Below are 18,027 nucleotides of genomic sequence, written 5' to 3'. Positions count from 1 at the left end.
CTCCTCATGGTCGGCTCCCCTCCATGGTGCCCCGGATCCACGCACCCGAGCCCTGTCGGGACGCGATCAGTCGGTGCGGGCGTTCAGCGAGGCCAGATAGGCGTTGTACGCCTCCAGCTCCTTGTCGCCGTCCCGGTCGGCGGCGCGGTCCGTGCGGCGGGCCTGCCGCTGCTCGGAGCCGTACCACTGGAACAGCAGCGCGATCAGCACCAGCACCGACGGGATCTCGCTGAACGCCCAGGCGATGCCGCCCGCCGCGTTCTGGTCCGACAGCGCCTCGATGCCGAGGGAGGCCGGCGGGTTCTTGAACGTCTCGACCATCGGCGCCGACGCCATCATCAGCGCGATGCCGAAGAACGCGTGGAACGGCATGCCCGCGAACAGCTCCAGCATCCGCATCAGATGACCCGGCCGGTGCGGACCGGGGTCCACGCCGATGATCGGCCAGAAGAACACCACGCCGACGGCGAGGAAGTGCACCATCATCGCCACGTGCCCGGTCTTGGAGCCCATCAGGAAGTCGAACAGGGGCGAGAAGTACAGCGCGTACAGGCTCGCGATGAACAGCGGGATGGTGAACGCCGGGTGCGTGATGATCCGCATGTACCGGCTGTGCAGCAGCATCAGCAGCAGCTCGCGCGGCCCCGTGCGGCCCCGGCCGGCGGTCGGCAGCGCGCGCAGGGCGAGGGTGATCGGGGCACCGAGCAGGATGAGGATCGGCGACAGCATGCTGATCACCATGTGCTGGACCATGTGCACGGAGAACATGACCATGCCGTAGTCGTTCAGCTTGGTGCACATCATCAGCGCGACCGTGAGCACACCGACCGCGTACGACACGGTCCGGCTCACCGGCCAGGCGTCGCCGCGCCGCGTCAGCCGCAGCACGCCCCAGCCGTACAGGGCCAGCCCGAGGAGGCAGGCGACGAGGAAGAAGGGGTCCGCCGACCACTGAAGACCACGTCCCAGCGTGAACGGCGGCAGATCCATGACCATGCCGTGCCCGCTGTGCTCCATCCGCCGGCTCCTGATTCGTGGGGGGTTGTGCGCTTTGAGTCGGCTCTCAGGGTACGGCGGACCCCGGCCACGTCAGTGACCGGGGTCGGGTAAGCCGCCAAGGGGCGCGGGGCTGTGTCCATATGCGGCTCCGCCGCGTGGGCGCGAGCGACCACGACGGACCCGCACCCGCCGGACGGACTACAGGACGCACTCCGCTTCCGCGTACCGGTCCGCCGGCACGGTCTTCAGCGTCTCGACGGCCTCCGCCAGCGGCACCATCACGATGTCGGTGCCGCGCAGGGCCGTCATCTGCCCGAATCGGCCCGCGTGCACGGCCTCCACCGCGTGCCACCCGAACCGCGTCGCCAGCACTCGGTCGTACGCCGTCGGCGTGCCGCCCCGCTGCACGTGCCCGAGGATCACCGGGCGGGCCTCCTTGCCGAGCCGCCGCTCCAGCTCCACCGACAGCTGCCGGGCGATCCCGGCGAACCGCTCGTGCCCGTAGATGTCCTTGCCGCCCTCGTCGAAGTCCATCGAGCCGGCCTTCGGCTTCGCGCCCTCGGCGGCGACGACGATCGCGAACCGCTTGCCCGCGTCGAACCGCTCGCCGACCCGCGCCGTCAGCTCCTCGATGTCGAAGGGCCGCTCCGGCACGACGATGGCGTGCGCGCCGGCCGCCATGCCGGAGTGCAGCGCGATCCAGCCGGTGTGGCGGCCCATGACCTCCACGACCAGCACCCGCTGGTGGGACTCGGCGGTCGTCTTCAGCCGGTCCAGCGCCTCCGTCGCCACGCCCACGGCCGTGTCGAAGCCGAACGTGACGTCGGTGACGGCGATGTCGTTGTCGATGGTCTTCGGCACGCCGACGATCGGCAGCCCGCTGTCGGACATCAGCCGGGCCGCCTTGAGCGTGCCCTCACCGCCGATCGGGATGATCGCGTCGAGCCCGAGCTCGGCGACATGCCCCTTGGCGCGCTCCACGCCGTCCCGCAGGTGCGAGGGCTGCACCCGGGAGGAGCCGAGGATGGTGCCGCCGCGGGCGAGGATGCCGCCCACCGCGTCCAGGTCGAGCTTGAGGTAGTCGCACTCCAGGAGGCCCTTCCAGCCGTCCCGGAAGCCGATGACCTCGTCGCCGTGGTCGGCGACGGCACGGTGCACGACGGACCGGATGACGGCGTTCAGACCGGGGCAGTCGCCGCCGGACGTGAGGACACCAATGCGCATAGCCCGAAACAACCTTCTTCACGTGGGCCGGGACCGGACCGCGCTGTCCGGCTCGATCCCGGCCACCCTAGCGGTTTCGGGGCCCCCTCCCGCACCTGCCGTCCGCCTGTCGGAACGCCCCGCTCACCTGTGCGGACGGGGCGTCAGACGGGCTCGTGAACCCCGGGCGAAGCCGGGGTTCACGACGGGGTCACGCCGGCTGCTGGGCGGCCGCGATGCGCTCGCCGCGCAGCGCCTCGTACCAGCGGTCGTCGACCGGCGGCAGCGCGTTGACGTCGAGCGCCAGCTTCAGCAGCAGGTCGGCGATCAGCGGGTTGCGGGCCAGCACCGGGCCGTGCATGTACGTGCCGAAGACGGTGCCGTTGTACGCGCCCTCGGTGCCGTCGCCGGTGCCGTTGCCGTTGCCGATGCGCACGTTGGCGAAGGCGCGGGCGGTCGGGCCGAGGTGGGTGACGCCCTGGTGGTTCTCGAAGCCGGTCAGCTGAGGCAGGCCGAGCTGCGGGTCGATGTCCGCGAGCACGTCCCCGACGCACCGCGCGCCCTCGCCGCGCACCGAGACCACGTCCAGCAGGCCGAGACCGGGCTCGCGCTGGCCGAGGTCGTTGATGAACTCGTGGCCGAGGATCTGGTAGCCGGCGCAGACGGAGAACACGATCGCGCCGTTGTCCACCGCCCGGGTCAGTCCGCCGTCGCGGCGCAGCCGCTCGGCCGCGAGCCGCTGCGGTCGGTCCTCGCCGCCGCCGACCAGGTAGATGTCACCGGAGGTCGGGATCGGCTGGTCGCTGCGCACGTCGAGCCGGGCCACGTCGAGGCCCCGCTGGCGCGCCCGGCGCTCCACGACGAGGACGTTGCCCTGGTCGCCGTAGGTGGAGAGCAGGTCGGGGTAGACCCATACGACCCGCAGGCTGTTGTCGCTCACAAAAGTCCCCTGACGTCCTCAGTTGCCGACGCGGCGGCGCAGGTCCTGGAAGGCGGTGTAGTTGGCGATGACCTCGATGCGGCCCGGCGGGCACAGCTGCACGGCCGCGTCGAGGGTGTCGCAGACCTGGAACTGCTGGTTCGCGACCTCCAGCCGCACCGCGAGGTCCAGACGCCGGTCGCCGATCACGACGATCGGGTGGCCGGTCAGCCGGGTGTAGTCGACGTCCCACAGCCAGGAGGTGTCGGTGCCGTCCGCGCCGCGCGCGTTCACCGACAGGATCACCGGGGTGGGCGGCGGGTCGATCAGCGAGAACGTCTCCAGCCAGCCGGCCGGGTTCTTCGCCAGCAGCAGCCGCAGGTCACGGCCCTCGAACTGGACCACGTCGTAGCGCCCGGCGACCGCCTGCACCTGGTACATGCGCTCCAGCGCGACCTGCGGCGGCACGCCGAAGACGGCGGCGACGGCCGCGGAGGTGGCGGCGTTGGCCTTGTTGGCGCGGCCCGGCAGCTGGAGGTGGATCGGCCAGGCGGAGCCGTGCGGGTCGAGCACGTGCTCGCCGTGCAGGGCCCAGCTCGGCGCGGGGCGGCGGAAGCCGCACTCGCCGCAGAACCAGTCGTCGCCGGGGCGCTGCATCACACCGCCGCAGGACGGGCAGGACCAGGCGTCGTCCTTCCACATCTGGCCGGCGGCGACCCAGATCACGTTGGGGGAGGAGGACGCGGCCCACACCACCAGCGGGTCGTCGCAGTTCGCGACGACGACGGCCTTGGTGCCGGCCAGACCCTCACGCCAGTTCTCGGCGAGCATCCGGGTCTCGGCGGCGCGGTCCAGCTGGTCGCGGGAGAGGTTGAGCAGCGCGATGCACTTGGGCTCGGTGTCCCGGGCGACGCCGGCGAGGTACTTCTCGTCGACCTCGATCACGCCGTACCGGGCGTCCGAGCCGCCCGCGAGGGCGGAGGTGATGCCGGCGGGCATGTTCGCGCCGAGGGCGTTGGAGACGACCGGGCCGGCCGCGCGCAGCGCCTCGGCGATGAGCCGGGTGGTGGTGGTCTTGCCGTTCGTCGCCGAGACGAGGATCACGTCCAGGTTCTGGGCGAGCTTGCCGAGCAGGTCGGGGTCGAGCTTGAGGGCCACCCGGCCGCCGATCACCGAACCGCTGCCGCGCCCCGCGGCGCGCGATGCCGCCGCGACCGCCTTGCCCGCGGTCACGGCCAGCTTGGCCCGCGGCGTGAGCGGGTCCGAGTTGCCTGCCATCAGTTCTCGATCCTCCTTGCGTACGCGCCGCGCCTCGAAGCCTTTGAAGCCTGACGGCCACGTGGTGTGGGCATCAGCCTATCGAGATCCATTCGCACTCCCGAACCACGGCCCGCACCTGCGCGGCGTGCGGGTGCCTTGGTGACCGTACCCTTTCCGCCATGCGACACGGCTCGATCCCGGGTGCCCGCGGGCGCGTCCGGCCCCTCACCCTGCTCGGCGACCCGGTTCTGCGCCGGCCGTGCCGGGAGGTCACCGACTTCGGCCCGGAACTGGCCGCCCTGGTGGAGGACTTGTTCGCCACGATGTACGCGGCGCGGGGCGTGGGCCTCGCCGCGAACCAGGTCGGCGTCCCGCTCCGGGTCTTCGTCTACGACTGCCCGGACGACGACGATGTCCGGCATCTCGGTCATGTCGTGAACCCGCGGCTGGTCGAGGCCGACGGGGTGTCGCTGCGCGGGCCGGAGGGGTGCTTGTCCCTGCCGGGACTGGAGGCGGGGACGGAGCGCTACGACCACGCGGTGGTCGAGGGGGTCATGGTGACCGGGGAGCCGGTCACCGTGCACGGGACGGGGTTCTTCGCCCGGTGCCTGCAGCACGAGACGGACCATCTGGAGGGCATGCTCTACGCCGACCGGGTCACGGGATGGCGGCACCGCAAGCTGATGCGCCAGGCGGCCCGCGCCCCCTGGCACCGACAGGCCTGAGACACCCCCTAGAACCCCGGGCCGCCCGCCTTGTCGCCCGCCGCGGCCAGGCGGCCCCACAGCAGGTCGGCGAGGGAGCGGACCAACTCCCGGCGGGTGCAGGGGCGTTCGCCGAGCCACCAGTCGCCGGCCGCGTGCATCATGCCGACGATGCCGTGGCCCCAGACCCGGGCCAGCTGCCGGCTGTCCGGGCCGAGGTCGACGCGCTCCTCGATGACCTGGGCCAGCTCCTCGCCCATCCGGCGCAGCAGGGGCGCCGAGTGCTTGCCGACGTCGAAGCCCTGGTCGCCCTGGGCGCCGCCGCCTTCGGCCGGATGCATCAGGAACCGGTACACCTGCGGACGGGCCTCGATCGCCGCCAGATAGGTGTCGAGGGTGGACTCCACGCGCTCCCTGCGCTCGGCCGGGGCGTCCAGGGCCGCCCGCAGCGAGTCGAGGAGGGCGTCCGTGTGCCGCTTGGCAAGGGCGGCGTACAGGCCGCCCTTGTCGCCGAAGTGCCGGTAGAGGATCGGCTTGGTGATCCCGGCCTCGGCGGCGATGGCGTTCATCGAGGCCTGGGGGCCGTCGCGCAGCACCACCCGGTCGGCTGCCTCGAGCAGCTCGCGCCGACGGCGGTCGGCGGACCGCTCCTGCTCGGTCCGCTGCGTGGTGTCCATGTCCTCTCCCCACCCATGCTGAATCGGTGACGCCTGCGCAAACTAACACTGTCCGCGCCCGGGTCCTCGAACGGGCTGCCGAGGGTCGTCGGGAGTTGACTTTTCCTACCCGCCGGTAACAGACTCCCGTTACCGCAAGTAACACGCACGTGCGCCGCCGCTGGAGGGGACATGGCCGAGTTCACCATGGAGCTCAACGACGAACAGAAGGAGGTCCGCGACTGGCTCCATGGCTTCGCCGCCGACGTGATCCGCCCCGCGGCCGCCGAATGGGACGAGCGCGAGGAGACCCCCTGGCCGGTCATCCAGGAGGCCGCCAAGGTCGGCATCTACTCCCTCGACTTCTACGCCCAGCAGTACTTCGACCCCACCGGCCTCGGCATCCCCATGGCCATGGAGGAGCTGTTCTGGGGCGACGCCGGCATCGCCCTGTCCATCGTCGGCACCGGCCTCGCCGCCGTGGGCGTCCTCGCCAACGGCACCGAGGAGCAGATCGGCACCTGGATCCCCCAGATGTACGGCGACGCCAACGACGTCAAGGTCGCGGCGTTCTGCTCCTCCGAGCCCGACGCCGGCTCCGACGTCGCCTCGATGCGCACCCGGGCCGTCTACGACGAGGCGAAGGACGAGTGGGTGATCAACGGCACCAAGACCTGGGCCACCAACGGCGGCATCGCCAACGTCCACGTCGTCGTCGCCTCCGTCGACCCCGAGCTCGGCTCCAAGGGCCACGCCTCCTTCATCGTCCCGCCGAACACGCCCGGCCTCGCCCAGGGCCAGAAGTTCAAGAAGCACGGCATCCGCGCCTCGCACACCGCCGAGGTCATCCTCGACAACGTGCGCGTCCCCGGCTCCTGCCTGCTCGGCGGCAAGGAGAAGCTCGACGAGCGCCTGGCCCGGGCCCGCGAGAAGGCCAAGCAGGGCGGCGAGCGCGTGAAGAACGCCGCGATGGCCACCTTCGAGGCGTCCCGCCCGGCCGTCGGCGCCATGGCCGTCGGCACCGCACGCGCCGCGTACGAGGTGGCCCTCGACTACGCCAGGACCCGTGAGCAGTTCGGCCGCCCGATCATCGACAACCAGGGCGTCGCCTTCCAGCTCGCCGACATGCGCACCCAGATCGACGCCGCCCGCCTGCTGGTGTGGCGCGCCTCCTGGATGGCGATCAACGGCAAGCCGTTCACCGCGGCCGAGGGCTCCATGTCCAAGCTGTTCGCCAGCGAGACCGCCAAGAAGGTCACCGCCCAGGCCATCCAGATCCTGGGCGGCAACGGCTACACCCGGGAGTACCCGGTGGAGCGCATGCACCGCGACAGCGCGATCTACACGATCTTCGAGGGCACCAGCGAGATCCAGCGCCTGGTCATCGCCCGCACCCTCGCCGGGATGCCGATCCGCTGACCGCCCGTCAGCGGGCCGCCGGCCCCCAGCCCCTCGCTCCGTGCGGGGGGCTTTTCCCGTTCCGGGTCGCTGGAACGGGTGCAGTTGCCGCTTCATGACGGCTCGTCAGTGGATCACGCCGGTAGGGTCGGGCCTCCCGAAAGGAGGTCAGGCGTGCCCGCTCGTGTCCGCGCCATCCTGGCCACGGTCATCCTCGCCGCCGCCGCGCTGCTCGGGGCCGGATCCCCGGCACTCGCCGACCCGGCCGCCCCCCGCCCCTTCGTGATCGAGGGCCTCGATCTGCACGACGCCACCGTCAAACGGTTCGGCTCCACGTACTACATGTACGGCTCCATGTACGCCTGCGGCTTCGAGTGGTACGTCGCCGGCACCCCCTGGTGCGGCTTCGGCGTGTCCACCGCCAGCCGCCCGCAGGGCCCGTGGAGCGCCCCCAAGCCGCTGTTCGCGCCCGACTCCCAGGACCCGTGGGCCAAACGCAGCTGGCAGACCACCTGCGGCGGCACCGGCCAGGGCTGCTTCAACCCCCGCATGATCCAGCGCACCGGCTGGGGCGTCGACGACGGCGCCTTCCTGCTCTGGTTCAACGCCCCGCGGCACTACACGGACAGCAAGGTCAACGCCTACAACGTCATGACCTGCGCCGGCCCGGCCGGCCCCTGCGGCCCCGGCGCCACCGGCGGCAGCTACACCAAACCCACGCTCGACGTCTGCGCGGGCAACGGCGACTTCGGCATCATCGAACGCCCCCGCACCCGCCCGGCGATCGTGTGCACCATGCCCGGCGAGACCGCCCTCAGCATCGAGGAACTCGACGCCGACGGCACCGGCGGCACGGGCACCGGCGTCCAGGGCGTCGCCGGCCTCAGCAAGATCGAGGGGCCCGGCGGCTGGTGGAGCGCACGCCACCGGCAGTACGTCCTCACCTACGCCGACCAGGCCTGCGGCTACTGCGCCGGCACCGGCACCGGATACGCCACCGCGCCGTCGCTCTACTCCGGCTGGAGCGCGCCCGGCAACGTCGGCTGGGGCGCCCCCGCCAACGGGCGCCGCATCGTCAACGGCACCTCCTGCGGCGGCCAGCCGCGCACCGTCACCGTCCTCGACGGACAGCCCTGGCAGATCATCGACCTGTGGCGCGGCACCCGCAACGAGACCCAGGCCGGCACCCTGATGGCCCCCCTGTCCTACACCCCCACCCAGGGCACCCCCGGCGACGGCAAGCGCTGGATCCCGCCCGTCAGCTACTCCTGCAGCTGAGCGGCTCCCGCACGAGCCCTCGGGGAAGGACGCCATGCCCCCCACCGCGAGCGACCTGCTGGAATCGACCACCCGCGCCCTGGCCCCCGATCCCGGGGCCAACCCTCTGGTGCCGCTGATCGCCCGCGGCGAGGCCGGTCTGGAGACCCTGGCTCTGCTCGCCCTGGAGCAGAGCCGGGTGATCCCCGCGGACCGCCGCGCCTTCGGGTACCTGGCCGAACGCGCGGCGGACGAACCGGAGGCCGCCGCCTTCTTCCGCACGCTCGCCGACGGCGAGACCCTGGCCGAGGAGCGGCTGGGCGCGTTCGCCGAGGCCTGCGGCGTCGACGCGGCGCGCGCCGCCGCCCACCGGCCGTCGGCCGGCTGCCAGGCCTACCCCGCCCATGTCGCCTGGCTCGCCCTCAACGCCGCACCCGCCGACGCGGTGCTGGCCCTCACCGCCAACTTCTCGGCCTGGGGCGGCTACTGCGCGACCATCGCCGACGCCCTGCGCCGGCACTACGGCTTCCCGGACGCGGCCTGCGCCTTCTTCGACTTCTTCGCCACGCCCGCGCCCGCCCTGGAGCGGCAGGCGCTGGACGCCGTGCGGGCGGGGCTGGACACGGGGCGCCTGGACCCGGACCGCGCCCACCACCACGGCCGGCTGCTCCAGGCGTACGAGGCGATGTTCTGGACGACGCTGCGCCAGCCGGCCTGACCCGGCTCGCGGCCCGGCGGCTCACCGGCGACTCACGGTGCTCCGCTGCTGTGCGCGATGCACGCGACGTCGATCCGGTCGGCGAGCTTGGCCAGCTCGATGGTCAGCGCGGCCACCGTGTCCTCGTCGAGCCCGCTCTCCCCGGCCTCCACGAGCCGCACCCACCGCGTGCCCACGGTCCGGAGCAGTTTGCTCACGTCGGCCGCGGAGACCTGCAGGACCCCGCGGTCGTCGACGATCAGAGGCAGAGTCACTTCGCGGTTCACACCCGCGATCGTAGCCTCACGCACCCTGCCAGACCGTGGTGATGTTGCAGAACTCGCGGATACCGTGCCCGGACAGCTCACGCCCGTACCCCGAACGTTTGACCCCGCCGAACGGGAACGCCGGATGCGAGGCCGTCATGCCGTTGACGAACACGCTGCCCGCCTCCAGGTCCCGGACGAACCGGTCGACCTCGGCCTCGTCCCGGGTCCACACGTTCGAACTCAGGCCGAACAGCGAGTCGTTGGCGATCAGCACCGCCTCGTCCAGGTCGCCGGCCCGGTACAGGGTGGCCACCGGACCGAACGCCTCCTCGCGGTGGATGCGCATCTCCCGCGTCACGCCGGCGAGCACCGTCGGCGGGTAGTACCAGCCGGGCAGTTCGGGCCGGCGCAACCGGTGGCCGCCGCACAGCACGTCCGCGCCGCTGCGCCGGGCGTCGTCGACCAGCTCCTCCAGGTCGTCGCGGCCCCGTTCGCTGGCGAGCGGCCCGACGTCGGTGTCCTCGTCCATCGGGTCGCCGACCTTCAGCGCCTGCATCCCGGCGACGAACTTCTCCGCGAAGGCGTCGTAGACGTCCGTGTGCACGATGAACCGCTTCGCGGCGATGCAGGACTGCCCGTTGTTCTGCACGCGCGCGGTGACCGCGACCTCGGCCGCCCGGTCCAGGTCGGCGGACGGCATCACGATGTACGGGTCGCTGCCGCCCAGCTCCAGCACCGTCTTCTTGATCATCTCCCCGGCGGTGGAGGCGACCGCGCGGCCCGCCGGCTCGCTGCCGGTGAGCGTGGCCGCCTTCACCCGCTCGTCCCGCAGCACGTCGTCGACCTGCGCCGAGCCGATCAGCAGCGTCTGGAAGCAGCCCTCGGGGAAGCCCGCCCGGTGGAACAGGTCCTCCAGGTACAGGGCCGTCTGCGGCACGTTCGAGGCGTGCTTGAGCAGGCCGACGTTGCCCGCCATCAGCGCGGGCGCGGCGAACCGCACCACCTGCCACAGCGGGAAGTTCCACGGCATCACCGCCAGCACCGGACCCAGCGGCCGGTAGCGCACCCGCACGCGGGTCGCGCCGGAGTCCTTCACATCCGTCTCGGCGGGCTCCTCGTCGGCGAGCAGGGCCTCCGCGTTGTCCGCGTACCAGCGCATCGCCTTGGCGCACTTGGCGACCTCGGCGCGGGCCTGCTTGATCGGCTTGCCCATCTCCGTGGTCAGCATCCGGCCGGCGTCCTTCTGGTCGGCGTCCAGCAGGTCGGCGGCCTTGTGGAGCAGACGGGCGCGGTCGGCGAAGCCGGTGGTGCGGTAGGTGCGGAAGGTGGCCTCGGCGAGCTGGAGCCGGCGCTCGATCTCCTCCTCGTCCATGGCCTCGTACGTCTTGAGCGTCTCGCCGTTCGCCGGATTCACCGTTGCGATGGGCATGACCGACCTCCCTCGGAGCGGGTGTGCTTAGACCTTCGCGCGCGGCCGGGCCGACCGCAACGCGTGCGCATCTGCTCAGGTCGAGTGCTCCGCCAAGCGGTCGAGAAACGCCGCCTGGGCGCGGACGATGACCGCGCGTGCCTCGTCCAGCGCGAACCAGGCCACCCGGTCCAGCTCCGGGAACTCCCGCATCCGCCCGGAGCGCGGCGGCCACTCCATGACGAACGTGCCGGGAGTGACGGCGTCCGGATCGAGGTCCGCCTCGACCGCCCAGGCCGTGACCGTCTTCCCGCCGCTCTGCCGCACCTCGCCGAGCGGTACGGCCTCCCCGTCCGGCGGAGCGAGCCCCAGCTCCTCACGGAACTCCCGGCGCGCGGCTTCCCAGGCGGGCTCGTCCGGGTCGTACTCGCCCTTGACGACGGTCCACGCCCCGGCGTCCTTCTTCGCGAAGAAGGGCCCGCCCATGTGCCCCAGCAGCACCTCCAGCCCGCCGGGTGCCCGGCGGAACAGCAGCAGGCCCGCGCTGTGCCTGCCCGTCACGGGTGCACCTGCGGGTGGGCGGCGAGCAGCGTCTCCACCGTGTCGGCGTCCTGCGGGCGCTTGTCCTCCCGGTAACGGAGAACACGGGCGAAGCGGAGCGTGACGCCGGCCGGGTAGCGGGTGGAGCGCTGCAGGCCGTCGTAGGCGATCTCGACGACGAGTTCGGGGCGGACCTTCACGCCCCAGCCCTTGTGCTCCACCGCCAGCTCCTGCAGCCGCTCGGTCTGCCAGGCGAGCATGGCGTCGGTCATGCCCTTGAAGGTCTTGCCGAGCATGGCGAAGCCACCGTCCGCGGTGCGGGCGCCGAGATGCAGGTTGGACAGCTTGCCGGTACGCCGGCCATGACCCCACTCGGCGGCCAGCACCACCAGGTCCAGGGTGTGCACGGGCTTCACCTTCAGCCAGGCCGCGCCCCGCCGGCCCGCGCTGTAGGGGGCCTGGAGGTCCTTCACGACGACACCCTCGTGCCCGCGCGCCAGAGTTTCGGCGAGGAAGGCCTCGGCCTGCGGGACGTCGTCCGGCCCCTCCGCCACGGCCCGCCGCACCCGCATCGGCTCCGGCACCAGCCGCGCCAGCTCCGCGTGCCGCTCGGTCAGCGGCAGGTCGAGCAGATCGCGGTCGTCGACCGCGAGCGCGTCGAAGAAGACGGGGGAGACCGGAACCTCCCTGGCGGCCGTCGCCACGTCCACCCGGGAGCCGACCCGGCCGGCGATCTCCTGGAAGGACCGCGGCCGGCCCGCCGCGTCGAACGCGATCACCTCCCCGTCGAGCACGAACCGCTCACCGCCCAGCTCCCGTGCCGCCCGCGTCAGCTCCGGCAGCCGGTCCGTGATGTCGTCGAGGGTGCGCGTGTAGACCCGTACCGCGTCACCGTCGCGGTGCACTTGGACCCGGATGCCGTCCAGCTTCTCCTCGACCGCGCACACCCCCAGCTTGCCGACCGCCTCGGCGACCGAGGACGCGGTGTGCGCGAGCATCGGCAGCACCGGCCGGCCCACGGTGAGCCGGAACCGCTCCAGCGCGCCCGGCCCCTCGGCGAGCAGCGCCTCGGCCACCGTCTGCAGCGACCCCGCCAGCATCACCGCGCGCCGCACGTCCTGCGCCGGCGCGCCGGTCGCCTCCGCCAGCCCCTCGACGGCGAGCGCGTCCAGGGCGCCCTGACGGACCTCCCCGGTGATCAGCCCGACCAGGAAACGCTGCTCGGCCTCGGTGGCCGCGCTCATCAGCTCCCCGACCAGCCGCGCCCGCTCGGCCTGCGACCCCGGCCCGGCCACCTTCCCGATCTCGGTGAGCCGCGCGTCCACCTCACGCACGGTCAGGCTCGGCTCGGCGGCCGCCGCGGCGCCGCGGCCCAGCACCTTCCACCCGATCCCGAGCCTCCCCTGCGGAAGCCGCCCGGCGAGGTACGGGATGACCACCGGCACGTCCTCCGCCTCGGCGTCCCGGAACAGCCCGGCCAGCAGAGCCCGCTTCCGCGAGCGCGCGGAGGTGGCGGCGACCTCCTGCGAAACCTCGGCGAGCCGATGCAGCAACATGCAGTCATGGTGCACCGCACGGGGCACGTCCACACCTGCATCCGCAGCCCCGGCCAGCCCTCCACCGCCCTTTGGACATCATGGGGCCACCGCAGACACCGCAAGGGGCGCGGGGAACTGCGCGCCCAGCCACGACGCACCGCAAGGGGCCGCCGCAGGCACCCGGGGAGCCCCCACGCCCCCGCACCGGAAATCCGTCAAGCCGCCGCAGGCACCGTCAGAGCAGCGCCGCGTCCAGGTCCGCGAACAGCAGCTCCCCATTGATCGCCGCCCCCGCCCGGTACCCCCGGCTCGCCGCGTTGACGACCTGCTCGGCGAAGCCGCTCGCGTTGCCGGCCGCCCACAGACCCGGCACGCTCGTCAGCCCACGTTCGTCGATCACCGGGTAGGACCCGAAGGGAGTGTCCCGCAGTTCGGCCCCCAGCCGCCGCAGCAGGTCGGTGCGCGGCACCGCGCGCGGCGCCATGAAGAGCACCTCACGGGCGTGCACCGTGCCGTCGGCAAGCCGGACCCCGGTCAGCCGGTCGTCCTCGACCACCAGCCCCGCGACCGCGCCCGGCACCACGTTCACCCCGGCCGCCGCCAGCCGCCGCAGGTCGTCGTCGGACAGTTCCCGCTCGGCCACCCGGTGCAGGAAGAAGGTGACGTCCTTCGACCACTGGGTGACCATCAGCGCCTGGTGCACGCTCAGCGGTGTCGTGGCGAGCACCCCGAACGCCTGGTCGCGCACCTCCCACCCGTGGCAGTACGGGCAGTGCAGCACGTCCCGCCCCCAGCGCTCGGCGAGCCCGGGAACCTCCGGCAGCTCGTCCTCGAGGCCGGTGGCCACCACCAGGTGCCGGGCGCGCACCTCCCGGCCGCCGGCCAGCCGTACGGCGAACCCGCCGTCCTCGCGCACCGCGTCCACCGCCCGGTCCCGGACCAGTTCCACGCCGTACCGGGCGATCTCCTCACGCCCCACGGCCAGGAACTCGGCGGGCGGCATCCCGTCCCGGCTCAGGAAGCCCTGCATGTGCGCGGCGGGCGCGTTGCGCGGCTCGCCGGCGTCGACGACCAGGGTGCGGCGCCGGGCGCGGCCCAGTACCAGTGCGGCGGACAGCCCGGCCGCGCCGCCGCCGACGACGATCACTTCGTACATCTCGGTCATGGTGACCACCTCCGCCTCCGACCGTGCACCGGGCGCTACGGAATCGACAAACACCTTTGCCGATTCGGCAAGCCGGTCGGGGACAATGGCGGTATGACGACGGACGAGGTACTCGCGGGCGTCGGCCCGAGGCTGCGCAGGATCCGCAAGGAGCGGGAGGTGACGCTGTCGGCGCTGTCGGAGGCGACCGGCATCTCCGTCTCCACGCTGTCCCGGCTGGAGTCCGGCCTGCGCAGGCCGAGCCTGGAACTGCTGCTGCCGATCGCGCAGGCCCACCAGGTCCCGCTGGACGAGCTGGTCGGCGCGCCCCCGGTCGGCGACCCCCGGGTGCGCGCGAAGCCGATCACCCGGGGCGGGCGGACGCTGTACCCGCTGAGCCGGCAGCCGGGCGGACTGCAGGCCTACAAGATGGTCATGCCGCAGCGCGTGGAGCAGCCCGATCCGCGCACGCACGAGGGGTACGAGTGGCTGTTCGTGCTCTCCGGGAAGCTGCGCCTGGTGCTGGGGGAACACGACCTGGTACTCACGCCGGGGGAGGCCGCCGAGTTCGACACGCGCGTGCCGCACTGGTTCGGTACGACGGGGGAGGGCCCGGTGGAGTTCCTGAGCCTCTTCGGTCCTCAGGGAGAGCGCATGCACGTACGCGCGCGGCCGAAGCGGCGCTGACCCCTGCCCGCGGACTCCGGTCACCGTGAGGGTGACGCACGAGACTGTTCCCTGATCGGCAAGCGACCGCTTAGTATGCCGAGGAACCGGTCGGACGACGACGCAGTCTTGTGGAGGCCCCGCATGCAGGCATGGCAGGTGCACGAGAACGGAGAGCCGAGCGAGGTGATGCGCCTCGGCGACGTCGAGCGTCCCACGCCCGGCGACGGCCAGGTCCTGCTCAGGGTGCGCGCCGCGAACATCAACTTCCCGGACGCCCTGCTGTGCCGGGGCCAGTACCAGGTCCGCCCGCCGCTGCCCTTCACCCCCGGCGTGGAGATCTGCGGCGAGACCGAGGACGGCCGCCGCGTCATCGCCAACCCGGCCCTGCCGTACGGCGGTTTCGCGGAGTGCGCCGTCGCGGACGCCGCCGCCCTCCTGCCCGCGCCCGAGGCGCTGGACGACGCCGAGGCGGCCGCCCTGCACATCGGCTACCAGACCGGCTGGTTCGGCCTGCACCGCCGGGCCGCGCTCCAGGCCGGCGAGACCCTGCTCGTCCACGCCGCCGCCGGAGGCGTCGGCAGCGCCGCCGTGCAGCTCGGCAAGGCCGCCGGTGCCACCGTCATCGGGGTCGTGGGCGGCGCCGGGAAGGCCGCCGTCGCCCGCGAGCTGGGCTGCGACGTGGTGATCGACCGGCGCGAGCAGGACGTCGTCGCGGCCGTGAAGGAGGCCACCGGCGGCCGCGGCGCCGACGTGATCTACGACCCGGTCGGCGGCGAGGCGTACACCCAGTCCACCAAGGTCGTCGCCTTCGAGGGCCGGATCGTCGTCGTCGGCTTCGCGAGCGGCACCATCCCCAGCCCCGCCCTGAATCACGCCCTGGTGAAGAACTACTCGATCCTCGGCCTGCACTGGGGCCTGTACAACACGAAGAACCCCAAGCTCGTCCAGCAGTGCCATGAGCAGCTCACCGAACTGGCCGCCCGCGGCGCGATCAAGCCGCTGGTGAGCGAGCGGGTGCCGCTGCGCGAGGCCGCGGCCGGCGTGCAGAAGGTGGCGGACGGCCTGAGCACCGGCCGGATCGCCGTGGTGATGGAGGGAGCAGCATGACCGACGCCGAGGAACTGCGCGAGAGGACCCGGGAGTTCCTGGCCGCGCACCCGCCCGCGACGACCGACCGCCTCGACTTCCTGCGGGCGCAGTTCGACGCCGGCCTGGCCTGGGTGCACTACCCGGAGGGCCTCGGCGGCCTGGGCGCCCCCCGCTCCCTGCAGGGCGTGGTGGACGCCGAACTCGCCGCCGCCGGAGCCCCGGACAACGACCCGCGCCGCAACGGCATCGGCCTCGGCATGGCCGCGCCGACGATCCTCAAGTACGGCACCGAGGAGCAGAAGCAGCGCTTCCTCAAGCCCCTGTGGACCGGCGAGGAGGTGTGGTGCCAGCTCTTCAGCGAGCCCGGCGCCGGCTCCGACCTCGCCGGGCTCGCCACCCGGGCCGTCCGCGAGGGCGACTCGTGGATCGTCAACGGGCAGAAGGTGTGGACGTCCGGCGCGCACAACGCCCGCTGGGCCATCCTCATCGCCCGCACCGACCCGACCGTGCCCAAGCACGCGGGCATCACCTACTTCCTGTGCGACATGACCGACCCCGGCGTCGACGTCAGGCCGCTGCGCCAGATCACCGGCGAGGCCGAGTTCAACGAGGTCTTCCTCACCGACGTCCGCATCCCCGACGCCCACCGCCTCGGCGCGGTCGGCGACGGCTGGCGGGTCGCGCAGACCACGCTCAACAACGAGCGCGTGGCCATCGGCGGCATGCGGCTGCCCCGCGAGGGCGGCATGATCGGCAAGGTCGCGCAGACCTGGCGCGAGCGCCCCGACCTGCGCACCCACGACCTGCACCAGCGGCTGCTGAAGCTGTGGGTCGAGGCCGAGGTCTCCCGGCTCACGGCCGAACGCCTGCGCCAGCAGCTCGTCGCCGGTCAGCCCGGCCCCGAGGGCGCCGGCATGAAGCTCGCCTTCGCCCGCCTCAACCAGGAGATCAGCGGCCTGGAGGTGGAACTGCGCGGCGAGGAGGGCCTGCTGTACGACGACTGGACCCTGCGCCGGCCCGAGCTGGTCGACTTCACCGGCCGGGACGCCGGCTACCGCTATCTGCGCGCCAAGGGCAACAGCATCGAGGGCGGGACCAGCGAGGTCCTGCTGAACATCGTCGCCGAGCGCGTCCTCGGACTGCCCGCCGAACCGCGCACCGACAAGGACGTCGCATGGAAGGACCTGTCCCGATGAGCACCCAGCCCGACCTGCTGTACTCGGAGGAGGAAGAGGCGCTGCGGGCCGCCGTCCGGGACCTGCTCACCGACCACTGCGCCCCGGCCGACGTGATCGCCCGCGTGGAGACCGACGCCCCGCACGACCGCGCGCTGTGGAAGTCCCTCGCCGAGGGCATGGGCCTCGCCGGCCTGCTGGTGCCCGAGGACCAAGGCGGCCAGGGCGCCTCCCACCGCGAAGTCGCGGTCGTCCTGGAGGAGCTGGGCCGCGCGGTCGCGCCGGTGCCGTATCTGACCAGTGCCGTCGTCGCCACCGAGGCGCTGCTGGCCTGCGGTGACGCCGACCTGCTCGCCGCCCTCGCCTCCGGCCGCACCATCGGCGCCCTCGCGGTCGGCCTGCACCTGGCGCCGGGCGCCGCCTTCACCGCCGTCCGCGTGCAGGACGGTCTGCTGCACGGCGAGCTGAGGGGCATCGCGGACGCCTCGGTCGCGGACGTCCTGCTGGTGCCGGCCGAGGACGGCGGGTTGTACGCCGTGGAAGCGAACGCCGCCACGATCACCGCCCAGGCGTCCCTGGATCTGACCCGCCCGGTGGCGACGGTACGGCTGGACGGCGCCCCCGGCCGCCGCCTCGGCGACGCCGAACCCGCCGTACGACGGGCCCTGCGCGCCGCCGCCGGACTGCTCGCCTCCGAACAACTCGGCGTCGTCGACTGGGCGCTGACCGAAACCGTGCGGTACCTGAAGGAGCGCAAGCAGTTCAACCGGCCCGTCGGCGGCTTCCAGGCGCTCAAGCACCGGCTGGCCCAGCTGTGGCTGGAGGTCGTCAACCTCCGCGCCGCCGCCCGGGGCGCCGCCGACGCGCTGGCCTCCGGCGAGGACACCGACGTCATCGTGTCCGTCGCCCAGGCCTACGCCGCACCCGTCGCCGTCCACGCGGCGGAGGAGGCCCTGCAACTGCACGGCGGCATCGGCATGACCTGGGAACACCCCATCCACCTCTACCTGAAGCGGGCCAAGGCCGACTCGATCGCCTACGGCACGGCCGGCGCGCACCGAGAGGCGCTGGCCGCGCGCGTGGACCTCCAGGCGCCCTGACG

18 protein-coding genes are annotated in these 18,027 nt (G+C 72.9%); 8 read left to right on the top strand and 10 right to left on the bottom strand.

The features are described from left to right. Positions 1–66 precede the first annotated feature (66 nt). The 4 genes from ACF1AL_RS05530 to ACF1AL_RS05515 all read right to left on the bottom strand — a co-directional run bounded on the left by ACF1AL_RS05530 (position 67) and on the right by ACF1AL_RS05515 (position 4,399). The gene (locus ACF1AL_RS05530) at positions 67–1,017 is read right to left on the bottom strand and encodes a cytochrome c oxidase assembly protein (RefSeq protein WP_366840703.1); all 951 of its coding nucleotides are present in this window, start codon (positions 1,015–1,017) and stop codon (positions 67–69) included. Positions 1,018–1,197: 180 nt separating this feature from the next. After that, positions 1,198–2,223, bottom strand: coding sequence for a 6-phosphofructokinase (locus ACF1AL_RS05525; protein ID WP_366840702.1), 1,026 nt, complete (start codon positions 2,221–2,223; stop codon positions 1,198–1,200). Between the two features lie 190 nt (positions 2,224–2,413). Further along, the gene (locus tag ACF1AL_RS05520) at positions 2,414–3,142 is read right to left on the bottom strand and encodes a type 1 glutamine amidotransferase (protein WP_103786320.1); all 729 of its coding nucleotides are present in this window, start codon (positions 3,140–3,142) and stop codon (positions 2,414–2,416) included. Positions 3,143–3,160: 18 nt separating this feature from the next. Beyond that, positions 3,161–4,399, bottom strand: a complete 1,239-nt coding sequence (locus ACF1AL_RS05515; protein WP_366840701.1) for a MurT ligase domain-containing protein — start codon at positions 4,397–4,399, stop codon at positions 3,161–3,163. A gap of 161 nt (positions 4,400–4,560) precedes the next feature. On the opposite strand from ACF1AL_RS05515, the gene def reads away from it, so the two are divergent. Then, complete coding sequence (gene def, locus ACF1AL_RS05510) at positions 4,561–5,106, top strand: peptide deformylase (RefSeq protein ID WP_391779030.1); 546 nt, start codon at positions 4,561–4,563, stop codon at positions 5,104–5,106. Between the two features lie 8 nt (positions 5,107–5,114). Here the strand turns inward: def and ACF1AL_RS05505 are convergent, their stop codons facing one another. Beyond that, positions 5,115–5,762 (bottom strand): TetR family transcriptional regulator, encoded by a 648-nt coding sequence (locus tag ACF1AL_RS05505; RefSeq protein ID WP_366840087.1) that lies wholly within the window; start codon positions 5,760–5,762, stop codon positions 5,115–5,117. A 171-nt stretch (positions 5,763–5,933) separates the two neighbouring features. On the opposite strand from ACF1AL_RS05505, the gene ACF1AL_RS05500 reads away from it, so the two are divergent. From ACF1AL_RS05500 to ACF1AL_RS05490, 3 genes are all read left to right on the top strand, one after another. After that, entirely contained in the window at positions 5,934–7,160 is a 1,227-nt protein-coding gene (locus ACF1AL_RS05500) for an acyl-CoA dehydrogenase family protein (RefSeq protein ID WP_366840088.1), read from the top strand. A 153-nt stretch (positions 7,161–7,313) separates the two neighbouring features. Further along, positions 7,314–8,417 (top strand): hypothetical protein, encoded by a 1,104-nt coding sequence (locus ACF1AL_RS05495; protein ID WP_391779029.1) that lies wholly within the window; start codon positions 7,314–7,316, stop codon positions 8,415–8,417. 34 nt (positions 8,418–8,451) lie between these two features. Then, complete coding sequence (locus ACF1AL_RS05490; RefSeq protein WP_391696531.1) at positions 8,452–9,114, top strand: transcriptional regulator; 663 nt, start codon at positions 8,452–8,454, stop codon at positions 9,112–9,114. A 32-nt stretch (positions 9,115–9,146) separates the two neighbouring features. On the opposite strand, the gene ACF1AL_RS05485 is transcribed toward ACF1AL_RS05490, so the two are convergent. The 5 genes from ACF1AL_RS05485 to ACF1AL_RS05465 all read right to left on the bottom strand — a co-directional run bounded on the left by ACF1AL_RS05485 (position 9,147) and on the right by ACF1AL_RS05465 (position 14,013). Continuing rightward, positions 9,147–9,380 (bottom strand): DUF6213 family protein, encoded by a 234-nt coding sequence (locus ACF1AL_RS05485; RefSeq protein WP_103786326.1) that lies wholly within the window; start codon positions 9,378–9,380, stop codon positions 9,147–9,149. A gap of 16 nt (positions 9,381–9,396) precedes the next feature. Next, positions 9,397–10,791, bottom strand: a complete 1,395-nt coding sequence (locus ACF1AL_RS05480) for an NADP-dependent succinic semialdehyde dehydrogenase (RefSeq protein ID WP_366840091.1) — start codon at positions 10,789–10,791, stop codon at positions 9,397–9,399. A 75-nt stretch (positions 10,792–10,866) separates the two neighbouring features. Next, entirely contained in the window at positions 10,867–11,331 is a 465-nt protein-coding gene (locus ACF1AL_RS05475) for an NUDIX domain-containing protein (protein ID WP_391779028.1), read from the bottom strand. After that, the gene (locus ACF1AL_RS05470) at positions 11,328–12,866 is read right to left on the bottom strand and encodes an ATP-dependent DNA ligase (RefSeq protein WP_391779027.1); all 1,539 of its coding nucleotides are present in this window, start codon (positions 12,864–12,866) and stop codon (positions 11,328–11,330) included. Before ACF1AL_RS05470 ends, ACF1AL_RS05475 begins: the two co-directional genes overlap by 4 nt. A 217-nt stretch (positions 12,867–13,083) precedes the next feature. After that, positions 13,084–14,013: an NAD(P)/FAD-dependent oxidoreductase gene (locus ACF1AL_RS05465; RefSeq protein ID WP_391696540.1), complete on the bottom strand. Its 930-nt coding sequence runs from the start codon at positions 14,011–14,013 to the stop codon at positions 13,084–13,086. A 93-nt stretch (positions 14,014–14,106) separates the two neighbouring features. On the opposite strand from ACF1AL_RS05465, the gene ACF1AL_RS05460 reads away from it, so the two are divergent. The 4 genes from ACF1AL_RS05460 (at position 14,107) to ACF1AL_RS05445 (ending at position 18,025) form a co-directional block, all read left to right on the top strand. Then, on the top strand, positions 14,107–14,679 hold the full coding sequence (locus ACF1AL_RS05460) for an XRE family transcriptional regulator (protein WP_366840095.1): 573 nt from the start codon (positions 14,107–14,109) through the stop codon (positions 14,677–14,679). A 123-nt stretch (positions 14,680–14,802) separates the two neighbouring features. Next, on the top strand, positions 14,803–15,768 hold the full coding sequence (locus tag ACF1AL_RS05455) for an NADPH:quinone oxidoreductase family protein (protein WP_391696543.1): 966 nt from the start codon (positions 14,803–14,805) through the stop codon (positions 15,766–15,768). Beyond that, complete coding sequence (locus ACF1AL_RS05450; RefSeq protein ID WP_391779026.1) at positions 15,765–16,946, top strand: acyl-CoA dehydrogenase family protein; 1,182 nt, start codon at positions 15,765–15,767, stop codon at positions 16,944–16,946. Before ACF1AL_RS05455 ends, ACF1AL_RS05450 begins: the two co-directional genes overlap by 4 nt. Continuing rightward, positions 16,943–18,025, top strand: coding sequence for an acyl-CoA dehydrogenase family protein (locus ACF1AL_RS05445; RefSeq protein WP_391779025.1), 1,083 nt, complete (start codon positions 16,943–16,945; stop codon positions 18,023–18,025). Before ACF1AL_RS05450 ends, ACF1AL_RS05445 begins: the two co-directional genes overlap by 4 nt. Positions 18,026–18,027: the final 2 nt, after the last annotated feature.

Source organism: Streptomyces sp. NPDC014801 (genome assembly GCF_043082085.1).
In the GTDB taxonomy this organism is placed as follows: Bacteria; Actinomycetota; Actinomycetes; order Streptomycetales; family Streptomycetaceae; genus Streptomyces.
The sequence above is the reverse complement of the archived record's forward strand: the minus strand, read 5'-3'. Positions and strand labels throughout refer to the sequence as shown.